At 72.2% G+C, this 15,242-nt stretch carries 12 protein-coding genes; all 12 read right to left on the reverse strand.

The features are described 5' to 3' along the window. Positions 1 to 71: 71 nt before the first annotated feature. Positions 72 to 938 (reverse strand): helix-turn-helix domain-containing protein, encoded by an 867-nt coding sequence (locus ACFCLZ_RS10965; protein WP_380284686.1) that lies wholly within the window; start codon positions 936 to 938, stop codon positions 72 to 74. 491 nt (positions 939 to 1,429) lie between these two features. Next, the gene (locus tag ACFCLZ_RS10970) at positions 1,430 to 2,890 is read right to left on the reverse strand and encodes a glutamate synthase subunit beta (RefSeq protein WP_380284687.1); all 1,461 of its coding nucleotides are present in this window, start codon (positions 2,888 to 2,890) and stop codon (positions 1,430 to 1,432) included. Next, positions 2,883 to 7,484: a glutamate synthase large subunit gene (gene gltB / locus ACFCLZ_RS10975; RefSeq protein ID WP_380286138.1), complete on the reverse strand. Its 4,602-nt coding sequence runs from the start codon at positions 7,482 to 7,484 to the stop codon at positions 2,883 to 2,885. The genes ACFCLZ_RS10970 and gltB overlap by 8 nt, the downstream gene beginning before the upstream one ends. Before the next feature lie 446 nt (positions 7,485 to 7,930). Continuing rightward, entirely contained in the window at positions 7,931 to 8,653 is a 723-nt protein-coding gene (locus ACFCLZ_RS10980) for a VIT1/CCC1 transporter family protein (RefSeq protein WP_380286139.1), read from the reverse strand. Positions 8,654 to 8,822: 169 nt separating this feature from the next. Continuing rightward, on the reverse strand, positions 8,823 to 9,836 hold the full coding sequence (gene lgt, locus ACFCLZ_RS10985) for a prolipoprotein diacylglyceryl transferase (protein ID WP_380284688.1): 1,014 nt from the start codon (positions 9,834 to 9,836) through the stop codon (positions 8,823 to 8,825). A 154-nt stretch (positions 9,837 to 9,990) separates the two neighbouring features. Next, positions 9,991 to 10,854 carry a DsbA family protein gene (locus ACFCLZ_RS10990; protein ID WP_380284689.1) on the reverse strand — a complete coding sequence of 288 codons (864 nt, stop codon included), beginning with the start codon at positions 10,852 to 10,854 and terminating at the stop codon, positions 9,991 to 9,993. A 69-nt stretch (positions 10,855 to 10,923) separates the two neighbouring features. Next, a complete protein-coding gene (locus ACFCLZ_RS10995) occupies positions 10,924 to 11,415 on the reverse strand; it encodes a MauE/DoxX family redox-associated membrane protein (protein WP_380284690.1) in 492 nt (163 codons plus the stop codon). A 90-nt stretch (positions 11,416 to 11,505) separates the two neighbouring features. Then, complete coding sequence (locus tag ACFCLZ_RS11000; RefSeq protein WP_380284691.1) at positions 11,506 to 11,814, reverse strand: hypothetical protein; 309 nt, start codon at positions 11,812 to 11,814, stop codon at positions 11,506 to 11,508. 214 nt (positions 11,815 to 12,028) lie between these two features. After that, positions 12,029 to 12,838, reverse strand: coding sequence for a tryptophan synthase subunit alpha (gene trpA, locus ACFCLZ_RS11005; protein ID WP_380284692.1), 810 nt, complete (start codon positions 12,836 to 12,838; stop codon positions 12,029 to 12,031). A 2-nt stretch (positions 12,839 to 12,840) separates the two neighbouring features. Further along, the gene (gene trpB / locus ACFCLZ_RS11010) at positions 12,841 to 14,100 is read right to left on the reverse strand and encodes a tryptophan synthase subunit beta (RefSeq protein ID WP_380284693.1); all 1,260 of its coding nucleotides are present in this window, start codon (positions 14,098 to 14,100) and stop codon (positions 12,841 to 12,843) included. Between the two features lie 55 nt (positions 14,101 to 14,155). Then, on the reverse strand, positions 14,156 to 14,305 hold the full coding sequence (trpM, locus tag ACFCLZ_RS11015; RefSeq protein ID WP_350543990.1) for a tryptophan biosynthesis modulator TrpM: 150 nt from the start codon (positions 14,303 to 14,305) through the stop codon (positions 14,156 to 14,158). A gap of 10 nt (positions 14,306 to 14,315) precedes the next feature. Continuing rightward, positions 14,316 to 15,122: an indole-3-glycerol phosphate synthase TrpC gene (gene trpC, locus ACFCLZ_RS11020; protein WP_380284694.1), complete on the reverse strand. Its 807-nt coding sequence runs from the start codon at positions 15,120 to 15,122 to the stop codon at positions 14,316 to 14,318. Positions 15,123 to 15,242: the final 120 nt, after the last annotated feature.

Genomic DNA, 15,242 nt, shown 5'->3' on the forward strand with positions numbered 1-15,242 from the left:
TACGGGAACGCACGAACCTCGTTCGCGGTCGTTCGCGATCAGATCTGATCGGGGCTCATCGTACTTATCCGTCAGAGCTCTTGGCGTACGGAGCGAAGAAGTTCTCGTGTCCGCTCGGGGGAGAGGCTGTCCGCCACCAGACCGTCCATCGCGCCCGCGTACTCGGCGACCTCCGCCGGTTTGTCCAGGTACAGGGCGGTGGTGAACTGCTCCAGGTACACGATGTCCGGCAGTTCCTGCTCGTCGAAGGCCAGCACCGAGAACGCCCCGCCCTCCGCGCGCAGCCCGCCGAAGCCCAGCGGCATCACCTGCAGCTCGACGTTCGGCAGCTCGGTCAGCTCCAGCAGCCGGTCGACCTGCGCCCGCATCAGCTCCGGCCCGCCCCAGGGCCGGCGCAGCACGGCCTCGTCCAGCACCGCGACCAGCCGCGGCGCCCGCTCCGCGGTCAGCACCTCCTGGCGCTTGAGCCGCACCTCCACCCGCCGCTCGATCTCGGCCGGCTCGGTGACGTGCCCGCCGTGGGTGATCACGGCCCGCGCGTAATCGGGGGTCTGCAGCAGCCCGTGGACGAACTGCACCTCGTAGCTGCGGATCTCGGTGGCGGCCTCCTCCAGGCCCAGGTAGTTCTGGAACCAGCCCGGCAGGACGTCCCCGTAGCCGTGCCACCAGGACGTCGCGTTGGCCGCCCGCACCAGCCCCAGCACCGAGGCCCGCTCCGGGTCCGCGTCGACCCCGTACAGCGTCAGCAGGTCGGCGACGTCGCGCTCCTTGAAGCCGACCCGGCCGAGCTCCATCCGGCTGATCTTCGACTCGGAGGCCCGGATGGAGTACCCGGCCTCCTCCCGGCTGACGCCGCGGGCCTCCCGGAGCCTTCGCAGTTGCGACCCCAGCAGCAGACGCCGCACGGTGGCACCACCACCCGCCTGAGTCGCACCCATCGCCTCAACCCTCCGCACCTCGCGCAGCCCCCCGGCCGTCGGCCGCAGTCTTCCATCAGGGACCGACAAACAACAGTCCTCGGAACGCCCTCGGCGGAGTCGCCCGACCTCCGCCCACCCTTGGCGGAGCCGCCCGGACGACCGGCGTCCGGATACGCGCGGTAGCCACCCGGTAGCTCCCCGAACGCACTCTAGTCCCCCGCCGTCGCCATGGACATCCCCAGCCCCCGTCGGACGCCCCGCACCGATGCAACTTGGCCATCGGCGCCACCGGTTGACGCCGGCCCCGCGGTGCGCCATGCGGCCCTCGGCGGGTCCGCGCCGTGCGGCCCTCGCCGGCCCCGCGCCCGGGCCCGGAAAACGCGAAAGGCGCCTGCCCCCAAACTGGTCGGGGATGTGGGCAGGCGCCATGGACCGCGGTGGCCCGGCGACGCTGACGGGGTGCGGCTCGGTACGACCCGGCGATGCGGCGCCGGGCTACCTGGACCGGATCAGACCACCAGCGGGCGGTCCGTCGGCCGGATCGGGGCGGGCAGCGGGGTCTTGCCGCCCAGGTACGTGTCGGCCGCCGCGGCGGCCGAGCGGCCCTCCGCGATGGCCCAGACGATCAGGGACTGGCCTCGTCCGGCGTCACCGCAGACGTAGACGCCATCGACGTTGGTGGCGAAGCGGCCGTCCCGGGCCACATTACCGCGTGCGTCGAGGTCCACGCCCAGCTGCTCCACCAGACCGTTCTTCACGTCCGTCCCGGTGAAGCCCATCGCCAGGGTGACCAGCTGCGCCGGGATGGCCCGCTCGCTGCCCGGCACCTGCTCGAACTTCCCGTCCTGGAACCGCACCTCGACGAGGTGCAGCTCCTGCACGTTGCCCTCCTCGTCGCCGCTGAAGTGGGTGGTGGAGACGGAGTAGACCCGCTCGCCGCCCTCCTCGTGGGCCGAGGTGACCTTGTAGGTCATCGGCATGGTCGGCCACGGCTGGTTGGCCGGCCGGTCCTCGCCGGGCCGCGGCATGATCTCCAGCTGGGTGACGGAGGCCGCCCCCTGCCGGTGCGCGGTGCCGACGCAGTCCGCGCCGGTGTCGCCGCCGCCGATGACCACGACGTGCTTGCCCTTGGCGCTGATCGGCGACTCCACGAAGTCGCCCTCCTGCACCTTGTTGGCCAGCGGCAGGTACTCCATGGCCTGGTGGACGCCCTTGAGCTCGCGCCCGGGCACCGGCAGGTCGCGGGCGGTGGTGGCGCCGGCCGCGACGACCACCGCGTCGAAGCGCTCGCGCAGCTGCTGCCCGGTGATGTCCTCGCCGACGTGCACGCCGGTGCGGAACCGGGTGCCCTCCGCGCGCATCTGCTCGATGCGGCGGTTGATGTGGCGCTTCTCCATCTTGAACTCGGGGATGCCGTACCGCAGCAGGCCGCCGATCCGGTCGGCCCGCTCGTACACCACCACGGTGTGCCCGGCCCGGGTGAGCTGCTGGGCGGCGGCCAGGCCGGCCGGCCCGGAGCCGACCACGGCGACCGTCTTGCCGGACAGCCGCTCCGGCACCTGCGGGATGACCCCGCCGCGGTCCCAGGCCTTGTCGATGATGGTGACCTCGACGTTCTTGATGGTCACCGCGTCCTGGTTGATGCCGAGCACGCAGGCCGACTCGCAGGGCGCCGGGCAGAGCCGCCCGGTGAACTCCGGGAAGTTGTTGGTCGCGTGCAGCCGCTCGATCGCGCCCTTCCAGTCGTCCCGGTAGGCGAGGTCGTTCCACTCCGGGATGAGGTTCCCGAGCGGGCAGCCGTTGTGGCAGAACGGGATGCCGCAGTCCATGCAGCGGCCGGCCTGCTTGGTGATGATCGGCAGCAGGCTGCGCTCGGCGTAGACCTCGTTCCAGTCGCGCAGGCGCACGTCCACCGGACGCCGCTCGGCCAGCTGCTTGGGCGTGGTCAGGAAGCCCTTGGGGTCAGCCATGTGCCGCCTCCATCATCTTGCGAGTGGTCTCGGCCTCGGAGAGGCCATCGCGCTCGGCGGCGTCCTTGGCGGCGAGCACGGCCTTGTAGTCGGTCGGCATGATCGTGGAGAAGCGAGAGACCCCGCTGCCCCAGTCCGCCAGGAGCTCGGCGGCGACGGTGGAGCCGGTCTCCTCGTAGTGCTGCTGCACGGTCTCGCGCAGCCATTCGCGGTCCGCGGCGCCGGGGGCCTCGATGCCCACCATGCCGCTGTTGACGTTGGCCGGGCGCAGGTCCAGCACGTAGGCGACGCCGCCGGACATGCCGGCCGCCAGGTTGCGCCCGGTCTCGCCGAGGATGACCACCCGGCCGCCGGTCATGTACTCCAGGCCGTGGTCGCCCACGCCCTCGACGACCAGGGTGGCACCCGAGTTGCGGACGGCGAACCGCTCGCCGGCCTTGCCGCGCAGGTGGATCCGGCCGCCGGTGGCGCCGTAGCCGATGGTGTTTCCGGCGATGACGTGGTTCTGCGCGTCGTTGCCGATCGCCGCCGCGTCCCGGGCCGGGCGGACCACGATCACGCCGCCGGACAGGCCCTTGCCGACGTAGTCGTTGGCGTCGCCCTCCAGACGCAGCGTGACGCCGTGCGGCACGAAGGCGCCGAAGGACTGGCCGGCCGAGCCGGTGAAGGTGACGTCGATGGTCCCCTCCGGCAGGCCCTCGCCGCGGTACCGCTTGGTCACGTGGTGGCCGAGCATGGTGCCGACGGTCCGGTTGACGTTGCGGATCGGCAGCTGGATGCGGACGGCGTCGCCGTTCTCCAGGGCGTCCTGGGCCAGGTCGATCAGCTGGTTGTCCAGGGCCTTGTCCAGCGCGTGGTCCTGCGTGGTGGTGCGGTGCAGGGCCGCGCCCTCGGGCAGCTCGGGCACGTGGAACAGCGGGGCCAGGTCGAGCCCGGCGGCCTTCCAGTGGCCGACGGCGGCCTCGGCGTCGATGTGCTCGGCGTGGCCGACGGCCTCCTCGATCGAGCGGAAGCCCAGCGAGGCCAGGATCTCCCGGACCTCCTCGGCGATGAACTCGAAGAAGTTGACCACGAACTCCGGCTTGCCGGAGAACCGCTCGCGCAGCACCGGGTTCTGGGTGGCGACGCCCACCGGGCAGGTGTCCAGGTGGCAGACGCGCATCATGATGCAGCCGGAGACCACCAGCGGGGCGGTCGCGAAGCCGAACTCCTCGGCGCCCAGCAGGGCGGCGATGACGACGTCGCGGCCGGTCTTCAGCTGGCCGTCGGTCTGCACCACGATCCGGTCGCGCAGACCGTTGAGCAGCAGGGTCTGCTGGGTCTCGGCGAGGCCGAGCTCCCAGGGGCCGCCCGCGTGCTTGAGCGAGGTGAGCGGCGAGGCGCCGGTGCCGCCGTCGTGGCCGGAGACCAGCACGACGTCCGCGTGCGCCTTGGAGACGCCCGCCGCGACCGTGCCGACGCCGACCTCGGAGACCAGCTTCACGTGGATGCGGGCCTGCGGGTTGGCGTTCTTGAGGTCGTGGATCAGCTGCGCCAGGTCCTCGATCGAGTAGATGTCGTGGTGCGGCGGCGGCGAGATCAGGCCGACACCCGGGGTGGAGTGCCGGGTCTTGGCGACCCACGGGTACACCTTGTGGCCGGGCAGCTGGCCGCCCTCGCCGGGCTTGGCGCCCTGGGCCATCTTGATCTGGATGTCGTCGGCGTTGACCAGGTACTCGGAGGTGACGCCGAACCGGCCGGAGGCGACCTGCTTGATCGCCGAACGGCGCTCCGGGTCGTACAGGCGGTCCGGGTCCTCGCCGCCCTCGCCGGTGTTGGACTTGCCGCCGAGGCGGTTCATCGCGATCGCCAGGGTCTCGTGCGCCTCGCGGGAGATCGAGCCGTACGACATGGCGCCGGTGGAGAACCGCTTGACGATCTCGGAGACCGGCTCGACCTCCTCGACCGGCACCGGGGTGCGGCCGAGCGCGTCCAGCCTGAACAGGCCGCGCAGCGTCATCAGCCGCTCGGACTGCTCGTTCACCCGGTCCGTGTACTGCTTGAAGATGTCGTACCGGCGGTTGCGGGTGGAGTGCTGCAGCCGGAAGACGGTGTCCGGGTCGAACAGGTGCGGCTCGCCCTCGCGGCGCCACTGGTACTCGCCGCCGATCTCCAGCGCGCGGTGCGCGGCCGGGATGCCGGAGGCCGGGTAGGCCTTGGCGTGCCGGGCGGCGGTCTCCTTCGCGATCTCGTCCAGGCCGATGCCGCCGAGCTTGGTGGTGGTGCCGGCGAAGTAGCCGTCCACCAGCGCGCGGGAGAGGCCGATCGCCTCGAAGACCTGCGCGCCGCGGTAGGAGGCGACGGTGGAGATGCCCATCTTGGACATCACCTTGAGCACGCCCTTGCCGAGCGCCTTGATCAGGTTCTTGATCGCCTTCTCGGGCTCGATCCCGGTCAGGAAGGTGCCCTGGGCGACCAGGTCCTCGACCGACTCCATGGCCAGGTACGGGTTGACCGCGCCGGCGCCGTAGCCGATCAGCAGCGCGACGTGGTGCACCTCGCGGACGTCGCCCGCCTCGACCAGCAGCGACACCCGGGTGCGCTGCTTGGTGCGGATCAGGTGGTGGTGGATCGCGGAGGTGAGCAGCAGCGAGGGGATCGGGGCGTGCTCGGCGTCCGAGTGCCGGTCGGAGAGCACGATGATCCGGGTGCCGTCGGCGATCGCCGCGTCGGCCTCGGCGGCGATCGCGGCCAGCCGGGCGGCCAGCGCCTCGCCGCCGCCGGCGACCTTGTACAGGCCGGACAGCGTGACGGCCTTGAGGCCGGGCTGGTCGCCGTCCGCGTTGATGTGCACCAGCTTGGCCAGCTCGTCGTTGTCGATCACCGGGAAGGTGATGCCGACCGAGCGGCAGGCCGCGGCCTCGGCGGCCAGCAGGTTGCCCTCGGGGCCGAGGTTGGACAGCAGCGAGGTGACCAGCTCCTCGCGGATGGCGTCCAGCGGAGGGTTGGTGACCTGCGCGAAGAGCTGCACGAAGTAGTCGAACAGCAGGCGCGGCTTCTCGCTCAGCGCGGCGATCGGCGAGTCGGTGCCCATCGAGCCGAGCGCCTCGGCGCCGGTCTTCGCCATCGGCGCCAGGACGACCCGCAGCTCCTCCTCGGTGTAGCCGAAGGTCTGCTGGCGGCGGGTGACCGAGGCGTGGGTGTGCGCGATGTGCTCGCGCTCGGGGAGCTTGGCGAGCTGGATCTGCCCGGCGCCGACCCACTCCTCGTAGGGGTGCTCGGCGGCCAGCGCCGACTTGATCTCCTCGTCCTCGACGATGCGGTGCTCGGCGGTGTCGACGAGGAACATCCGGCCGGGCTGCAGCCGGCCCTTCTTGACCACCCGGGTCTGCTCGATGTCGAGCACGCCGACCTCGGAGGAGAGGACGACCAGGCCGTCCTCGGTGACCCAGTAACGGGCGGGGCGCAGGCCGTTGCGGTCCAGCACGGCGCCGATCTGCGTGCCGTCGGTGAAGGTGACGCAGGCCGGGCCGTCCCAGGGCTCCATCAGGTTGGAGTGGTACCGGTAGAAGGCGCGGCGGGCCGGGTCCATGGTGGCGTGGTTCTCCCACGCCTCCGGGATCATCATCAGCACGGCGTGCGGCAGCGAGCGGCCGCCGAGGTGGAGCAGCTCCAGGACCTCGTCGAAGGAGGCCGAGTCGGAGTGGTCCGGGGTGCAGATCGGGAAGATCCGGCTCAGACCCTGCCCGTTCCTGTTGGCGGGGATGAGGTCGGTGGCGAGCTGGGACTCCCGGGCGGTCATCCAGTTCCGGTTGCCCTTGACCGTGTTGATCTCGCCGTTGTGCGCGACGAACCGGTACGGGTGGGCGAGCGGCCAGCTCGGGAAGGTGTTGGTGGAGAAGCGCGAGTGCACCAGGCCGAGCGCGGAGGCGTAGAGCCGGTCCGACAGGTCGGGGAAGAAGGGCTCCAGCTGGCCGGTGGTCAGCATGCCCTTGTAGACGATGGTGCGCGCGGACAGCGAGGGGAAGTAGACCCCGGCCTCGCGCTCGGAGCGCTTGCGGACCACGAAGGCGACCCGGTCCAGCTCGATGCCGGCCTTGCCCTCGCCGGCCAGGAAGAGCTGGCGGAAGCGCGGCATGACGCCGCGCGCGGTGGCGCCCAGCAGGTCGGGGGTGACCGGCACGTCGCGCCAGCCGAGGACGGTCAGGCCCTCCTCGGCCGCGATCGCCTCGATCCGGGCCACGGCGGCGGCGTCCTGGTCGTCGGCGTCGGGCAGGAAGGCGATGCCGACCGCGTAGGAGCCGGCCGCCGGGAGGTCGAAGGCGACCTTGGCGCGCAGGAAGGCGTCCGGGACCTGGGTGAGGATGCCCGCGCCGTCACCCGAGTCCGGCTCGGCGCCGGTGGCGCCGCGGTGCTCCAGGTTGCGCAGGACGGTCAGCGCCTGCTCGACGACGGTGTGGTCGGCGGTGCCGGTCAGCGTGGCGACGAATCCGACGCCACAGGCGTCGTGCTCGTTTCGCGGGTCGTACAGGCCCTGAGCAGCAGGTCGCGCATCCGGAACGAGCGCGTACGGCGGGCGGGTGGCGCCGGCCTGGGGCTCGTTGGCGGAGTGCATGGATGCAGACAGCATCGGCTCTCCCGTCGTCGTCTTTCGAAACTGATGCAGTAGGGACGACGTTGGCCCTGATGCGATTGAGGCACGCACGTTACATGATGCCGAAGACCCCGGGAAGCGGAAATCGAGTCCACATCGCGGACGGATCCGCAGGTCACGGGGATGATGAGGGAACGTGCCACACCGCACGTCCCGACGATTGTGCCCGGCGCTCCGCGGCCTGAAACAGGGGCGAAATCGCGTGGTGACCGAAGTCGATCAAAGCGGCCTGTGATTCCATCTCGGGAATCGATCCGTGGATGCGATTCTTCGGCCAATGGGCCCACATGGCGAGACAAGGCCAGGTGCGACCGGGCCGCCGTGTGTGCAACCTCACCCGTTCGGATGCATAACAATGCAACGGCACACTATCTGGCGGCCCGACCGCCCTCCGGTCGGCCCGGCCGTCAGCCGACCTGCCCGCCGATCAGCACGCCCAGCAGATAGGTCACCCCGGCCGCGACCCCGCCCAGCACCAGCTGCCGCAGACCGCTGTACCACCAGCTGCGCGCCGTCACCCGGGCCACCACCGCGCCGCAGGCGAACAGTCCGACCGCCGCGAGCAGCAGCGCCGGCACCAGCGAGGTCGCGCCCAGCAGGTACGGCAGCAGCGGCAGCAGCGCGCCGACCGCGAAGCACACGAACGAGGAGCCGGCCGCCACCCACGGCGAGGGCAGGTCGTTGGGGTCGACGCCCAGCTCCTCCCGGGCGTGGATCTCCAGCGTCTGCTCCGGGTCGGCGGACAGCTGCCGCGCCACCTCGTGGGCCAGCTCGGGGTCCACCCCGCGCTCGACGTACAGCTGGGCCAGCTCGGCCAGCTCGCCGTGCGGGTTGCGGCGCAGCTCCAGCCGCTCGGCCTCGATCTCGGCCTGCACCAGCTCCCGCTGGGAGGCCACCGAGGTGTACTCGCCCGCCGCCATCGAGCAGGCGCCGGCCGCCAGTCCGGCGAGACCGGTGAGCACCACGGTGCTGGTGGAGACGGCGCCGCCGACGACACCGGTCATCAGCGCGAAGTTCGAGACCAGGCCGTCCATCGCACCGAACACCGCCGGCCGCAGCCAGCCGCCGTTGACGTCCCGGTGGTGCCCGGCGGCGGGTATCCGGGGGTGGTGCCCGGTCTCGTGTTCCAGGGCGGTCGCAGTCACGGCCGTTCCCCTCCGTCCATTGGTCCGATCGCCTTACTGCATGACCGTAGCCCTCTTGAGCTGGGCATTTCCAGCAAAGTAAGGCTGTCCGAACATGACTCCGGCCGCCCTGCGCACGGGTGCGGGGGCGGCCGGGAGCGAGCGGCGGCGCAGGTCAGGCCGGGTGCTTGGCACCCTTCTCCAGCTTGTCGAGCTTCTCGGCGAGCCCGTCCGCGGGCTTGCCGTCCCGCTCCGCCTTCGGCAGATCGCCCTTCGGCAGGTCGTCCTTCGACCGGTCGGCCTTCGGCAGGTCGCCCGGCTCCTCGCCCGACGCCCCGGCCTGCGCCTCCGCCTCGGCGCGCGCCATCGGATCGATGCTCTCCGGGTCCTCACGGCCGGGCCGCTTCTTGCCGACGATCACGAAGTACGCCACGGCGCCGAGGAAGACGAAGATCGCCACCCAGTCGTTCAGCCGCAGGCCCAGGATGTGGTGCGCCTCGTCGATCCGCAGCCACTCGGTCCAGAACCGGCCCGCCGTGTACCCGGCGACGTACAGCGCGAAGGCCCGCCCGTGGCCCAGGGTGAACCGCTTGTCCGCCCAGATCACCAGCACGGCGACGCCCACGCACCAGAGCGACTCGTAGAGGAAGGTCGGGTGGTGGATCGTGGTGACCACCTGGCCGTCGGGCAGCGTCTTGGTGATCTCCAGGCCCCACGGCAGGGTGGTCTCCCGCCCGTACAGCTCCTGGTTGAACCAGTTGCCCCAGCGGCCGAGCGCCTGGGCGAGCACGATGCCCGGGGCGATCGCGTCCGCGTAGGCGGGCAGCGGGACGCCGCGGCGGCGGGCGCCGATCCAGGCGCCGACCGCGCCCAGCGCGATCGCGCCCCAGATGCCGAGGCCGCCCTCCCAGATCTTGAGGGCGTTCCAGGGGTTCTTCCCCTCGCCGAAGTACAGCTGGTGGTCGGTGATCACGTGGTACAGCCGGCCGCCGACCAGGCCGAACGGCACGGCCCAGACGGCGATGTCCCCGACGGTGTGTCGGCCACCGCCCCGGGCGACCCAGCGCTTGCTGCCGAGCCAGACGGCCACGACGACACCGAGGATGATGCAGAAGGCGTAGGCGCGCAGCGGGATCGGTCCGAGGTACAGGACACCCCGCGACGGGCTGGGAATGTAGGCGATATCCATGGCAGCTCCGACGCTACAGGGTCGGCGGCCCGTCCAGGGCACCCCGGCGGGTCACAGTCGGGCACAGATCGTCGCGCGGGCCCGCAGCGGCCCCCGCCGCCCCCTCCGGACGGGAAGGGGGCGGCGGCCGTCCCGCAGCGTACGCGCCCCCGGTTCAGCTGGCGTTGGGCGAGGGGTTGTTCGCCTCCGAGGCGGTGCTGGTGGGCGCCGGCGACTGGCCGTGGGTGCCCGGGGTGCCCAATTGCTTGCCCTGGTTGGCGGCGTCCACCCACTTCACCAGGTTGGCCGGGGTGATCTCCTCGTTGTTGAACTTCGGGTAGATCGGCTGCCCGTTGAGCAGCACCGTCGGTGTGGACTTGAAGGTGGACTTGTCGAAGTCCTGCTGCACGGCCGAGACCCAGTCGCTGAACTTCAGGTCGTTGACGCAGGCCTCGAAGGCCGGCGTGACCAGGCCGTCGACCTGCTTGGCGAGGTTGATCAGGGTCGCCTTGTTCCCGAAGGCGTCGTTGGTCTCGTCCGGCTGGTTGCGGTAGAGCACGTCGTGGTAGTCGCGGAAGTGCCCGGCGTCCTGGGCGCAGCCGAGCGCGTTGGCGGCGTACTTGGAGCCCTTGCCCGGCACGGCCCGGTCGATGAACGAGACGATGTGGTAGTTGGTGAAGATCTTGCCCGCGTCCTCCAGCTGGCTGATGGTGGGCGAGAACTCCCGCTCGAAGATGCCGCAGGCGGGGCAGCGCGGGTCCTCGTAGACGGTGAGGACGGAGGGCGCGTTGTCGGAGCCCACCGGGACGACCAGGTTCTTGTCCCCGATCGTGCCGGCCGGGGCGGCGGTGGGGGTCTCCGGTGTGGAGCGCTGGTCCTGCACCACCACGCCGGTGACCACGGCGGCGGCGATCACCGCGAGGGCCACTCCCCCGATGATCAGCTTCTTCCTCCGCCGGCCGCGGGCCTCGTCGTCGGCCCGTTCCGCCAGCATCCGCTCACGGGCGGTGCGCTTGCCTTCTCGGTTCTTCTCGCTCATCAGCCTTGGAATTCCAGGTTCGGGGGGTGGGGGGTGCGGTGGGTGGGGCGGGTCGGCGGACCGGGCGTCTCAGGCGGCCAGCCGGCCGTCCGCGGAGAACTTCGTGCGGGGGCGCCAGATCAGCCAACCGGCCAGCAGCAGGAACCCGGTGTCGCGCAGGATCTCCCGCAGGTACTCGGTCTGCGAGGCGTCGACCGCCCCGCCGCCGCCGAAGCACCCGCAGTCGATCGAGATGCCGCGCGCCCAGGCGGAGGCGATCCCGCCGATGAAGGCGAGCAGCAGCACCGCCGAGACGACCGCGACCAGGCGCACGCCCAGGCCGATCACCAGCAGCAGGGCGAGCGCCAGCTCCAGGAAGGGCAGCCCGTGGCCCACCGGTTTGACCAGGGACTCGGGCAGGATCTCGTACGCGCGCACCGCCTGGGCGGCCTCCGCCGGGTCGGAGATCTTCGCCAGCCCGGCCCAGCCCCAGACCACGGCCAGGCCCAGCCGGGCGGCCGTGCCGATCCACTCCGTCGCCGGCCCGGCCATCCGGACAACCCCCTCGGGAAACACCGTCACGCCCCTATGAACCGCTCGCGGGGACGCCGGGTTCCTCCGGTTTTCGGAGTTAAGCCAAAAGAGTGAAGGTTGATCCACTCTGATGTGATTTCACCCTAACGGGTGGTCGGGGTCGCAGCCGGGCGGCCACCCCAGGTCGTAGCGGTCGAGGTCGTAGCGGCCGGCGGCGGCCCGGGCCGGGTCGGCGAGGTCCGGTCGGCCCGGCGCCTGCGCGCGGCCGGTCCGCGCCGCCGCCTCCATCCGGACCGCCTCCGCGCACACGAAGGCGTCCCGCTCGGCCCGCTCCACCCCCCGCTTGGCCAGCGCCGGGCCGACCGCGCACTGCGCCCCGAGCGCGGCGCCGAGCGCCAGCGCGGCCGCGGCCGCCCGCAGCAGCACGGCTCGCTGAAGACCGGGCATCGGCCGACCCCTTCCGCTCGCCCCCGGGCACGTCGCTCGTGCACTCGTCCCTCCACTCAACGCCCCCCAACCGCAGGCTGGTGCGCGTGCCCGCCACTGTTCACCCGTTCGGGTCGGCGGGCTGACCGGACGGCTCGAACGGATCCGGGGACGGCGACGGCCCGCCACCCCCGGAGGGGTGACGGGCCGTCGGAACGCGACGTGGCGGGCGGTCCTACCGCCGGCGCACGCCCTGCGCCAGCTCGCCGGCGAGGGCGCGCACCGCCGCCAGCGCGGCCTGCTCGTCCCCGTCGGCGTCCAGGATCCGCTGCACGAACGCCGAGCCGACGATCACACCGTCCGCGAACCCGGCCACCTGCGCGGCCTGCTCACGGGTCGACACCCCGAGGCCGACGCAGACCGGCAGCTCGGTGGTGGCCCTGGTCCGGGCGACCAGGTCCTCGGCCAGCTCGCCGACCTGCCCCCGGCTGCCGGTCACGCCCATCACCGCGGCCGCGTACACGAAGCCGCTGCCGGCCGCCGTGACCTCGGCCAGCCGCTTGTCCCGGCTGCTCGGCGCGACCACGAACACGGTGTCCAGACCGTGTTCCCCGGCCGCCTTGCGCCACTCGTCGGACTCCTCCACCGGCAGGTCCGGCAGGATGCAGCCCGCCCCGCCGGCCGCGGCCAGGTCGGCGGCGAACCGCTCGACGCCGTACCGGTCCACCGGGTTCCAGTAGGTCATCACCAGCACCGCCGCGGCGGGGTGCGCGGCGGCGACCTCCTGGACGGTGCGCAGCACGTCCTTGATCCGCACGCCGGCCCGCAGCGCGATGTCGTCGGCGGTCTGGATGGTCGGGCCGTCCAGCACCGGGTCGGAGTGCGGCAGGCCGACCTCGACGACGTCGCAGCCGCCCTCGATCAGCGCGTTGACCGCCCGCACGCCGCCGTCCACCGACGGGAAGCCGGCCGGCAGGTAGCCGATCAGCGCGGCGCGGTCCTCCGCCTTGGCGGCGGCCAGGATGCCACTGAGCTTCGAAGCCATGGTCACTTACCCCCGTGGGCGGAGCCGGCGCCCGGCTCGTCGTAGAGGCCGAAGTACTCGGCGGCGGTGTGCATGTCCTTGTCGCCGCGCCCGGAGAGCGAGACCAGGATGGTGGCCTCGGGCCCGAGCTCGCGGCCCAGCTCCAGGGCGCCGGCCAGCGCGTGCGCGCTCTCGATGGCCGGGATGATGCCCTCGGTGCGGGACAGCAGCCGCAGTGCCTGCATGGCGGCGTCGTCGGTGACCGGTCGGTACTCGGCCCGGCCGGTGTCCTTCAGCCAGGCGTGCTCCGGGCCGACGCCCGGGTAGTCCAGGCCGGCCGAGATCGAGTGCGACTCGATGGTCTGGCCGTCCTCGTCCTGCAGGACGTAGGTGCGCGAGCCGTGCAGCACGCCCGGGTCGCCCTTGGTGAGGGTGGCCGCGTGCCGCGGGGTCTCGGCGCCTTCGCCGGCCGCCTCGCAGCCGATCAGGCGCACCCCGGCGTCCGGGATGAACTCGTGGAAGATGCCCATCGCGTTGGAGCCGCCGCCGACGCAGGCGACGACCGCGTCGGGCAGCCGCCCGGTGCGCTCCAGGACCTGCTCGCGCGCCTCCACGCCGATGACCCGGTGGAAGTCGCGGACCATCATCGGGAAGGGGTGCGGGCCGGCCACGGTGCCGAACAGGTAGTGGGTGGAGTCGACGTTGGCGACCCAGTCGCGGAACGCCTCGTTGATGGCGTCCTTGAGCGTGCGGCTGCCGGACTTCACGGCCACCACCTCGGCGCCGAGCATCCGCATCCGGGCGACGTTCAGCGCCTGGCGCCGGGTGTCGACCTCGCCCATGTAGATGGTGCAGTCGAAGCCGAACAGGGCGCAGGCGGTGGCGGTGGCCACGCCGTGCTGGCCGGCGCCGGTCTCGGCGATGATCCGGGTCTTGCCCATCCGCCGGGTGAGCAGGGCCTGGCCCAGCACGTTGTTGATCTTGTGCGAGCCGGTGTGGTTGAGGTCCTCGCGCTTGAGCAGGATGCGCGCGCCGCCCGCCTCGGCGGAGAACCGCCGCACGTCGGTCAGCGGGCTGGGGCGGCCGGTGTAGTCCTTGAGCAGCGCGTCGAGCTCGGCGGTGAAGGCCGGGTCGGCCTTGGCCTTCTCGTACTCCTCGGCGACCTGCTCCACGGCGGCGACCAGCGCCTCCGGGATGAAGCGGCCGCCGTACGCGCCGAAGTAGCCGCGCGCGTCCGGCACCTCGGCGCCGGGCAGGTAGTCCTTGTCGGACCGTTCGGACATGGTGAAGTCCCTCGGGAAGATGACGACGGTTGACGTTGACGTCTGTCGGCCGGGCTCAGCCGGACGTCGCGCGCCATCGCCGCCCCGGCACCTGCCCGGGCTCGCAGCCGATGACGTACCGCACCCGCCGCCCCAGCACTCGGCGTGCGGGCGCGCGGCAGCCGCGCGGGCGGCAGCCGGGGGCGAGACGGGTGGCGATCTTCATGGCGGCGGGATCAGTCCTTGTGCCGGATCGCCGGGTGGGCGCCGGCGGCGACCAGGTCGGCCACCGCGGCCCGCGGGTCCCTGCCGGTCACCAGCGACTCGCCGACCAGCACCGCGTCCGCGCCCAGGTTGGCGTAGGAGATCACGTCGAGCGGGCCGCGCACCCCGGACTCGGCGACCTTGACGACGCTGTCCGGGATGGCGTGGACGACGTTGCCGAAGGTGTTGCGGTCCACCTCGAGGGTCTTGAGGTTGCGGGCGTTGACGCCGATGATCCGCGCGCCGGCGTCCACCGCGCGCTTGATCTCCTCCTCGTCGTGCACCTCGACCAGCGGGGTGAGGCCGATCGACTCGGCCCGCTCGATCAGCGACACCAGGGCCGGCTGTTCGAGGGCCGCGACGATCAGCAGCGCCAGGTCCGCGCCGTGCGCGCGGGCCTCCCACAGCTGGTAGGCGGTGACGATGAAGTCCTTGCGGAGCAGCGGGGTCTCCACGGCGGCCCGGACGGCGTCCAGGTCCGCCAGCGACCCGCCGAAGCGGCGCTGTTCGGTCAGCACGCTGATCGCGGCGGCACCGCCGGCCGCGTAGTCGACCGCCAGCGACGCCGGGTCCGCGATCGTGGCCAGCGCGCCCTTGGACGGGCTGGAGCGCTTGACCTCGCAGATCACCCGGACGCCGTCGCCGCGCAGGGCCGCCACGCCGTCCTTGGCGTCCGGGGCCTTGGCGGCGAGCTCCTTGAGCTCGTCCAGCGAGACCCGGGCCTGCCGCTCGGCGAGGTCCTCGCGGACCCCTTCGACGATCGAGTCGAGCACACTCACTCGGGCGCCCCCATCATGTCTGCTAGTCCTGGTTCTGCTAGCGAGGAGCCGGACGGCCTGCAGGCCTCCGGCCCTTCGATGGTATCGGCATGGGGGAGCGCACAGCGCATCCGCCCGGCG

It is taken from the genome of Kitasatospora purpeofusca (assembly GCF_042691725.1).
In the GTDB taxonomy this organism is placed as follows: Bacteria; Actinomycetota; Actinomycetes; order Streptomycetales; family Streptomycetaceae; genus Kitasatospora; species Kitasatospora purpeofusca_B.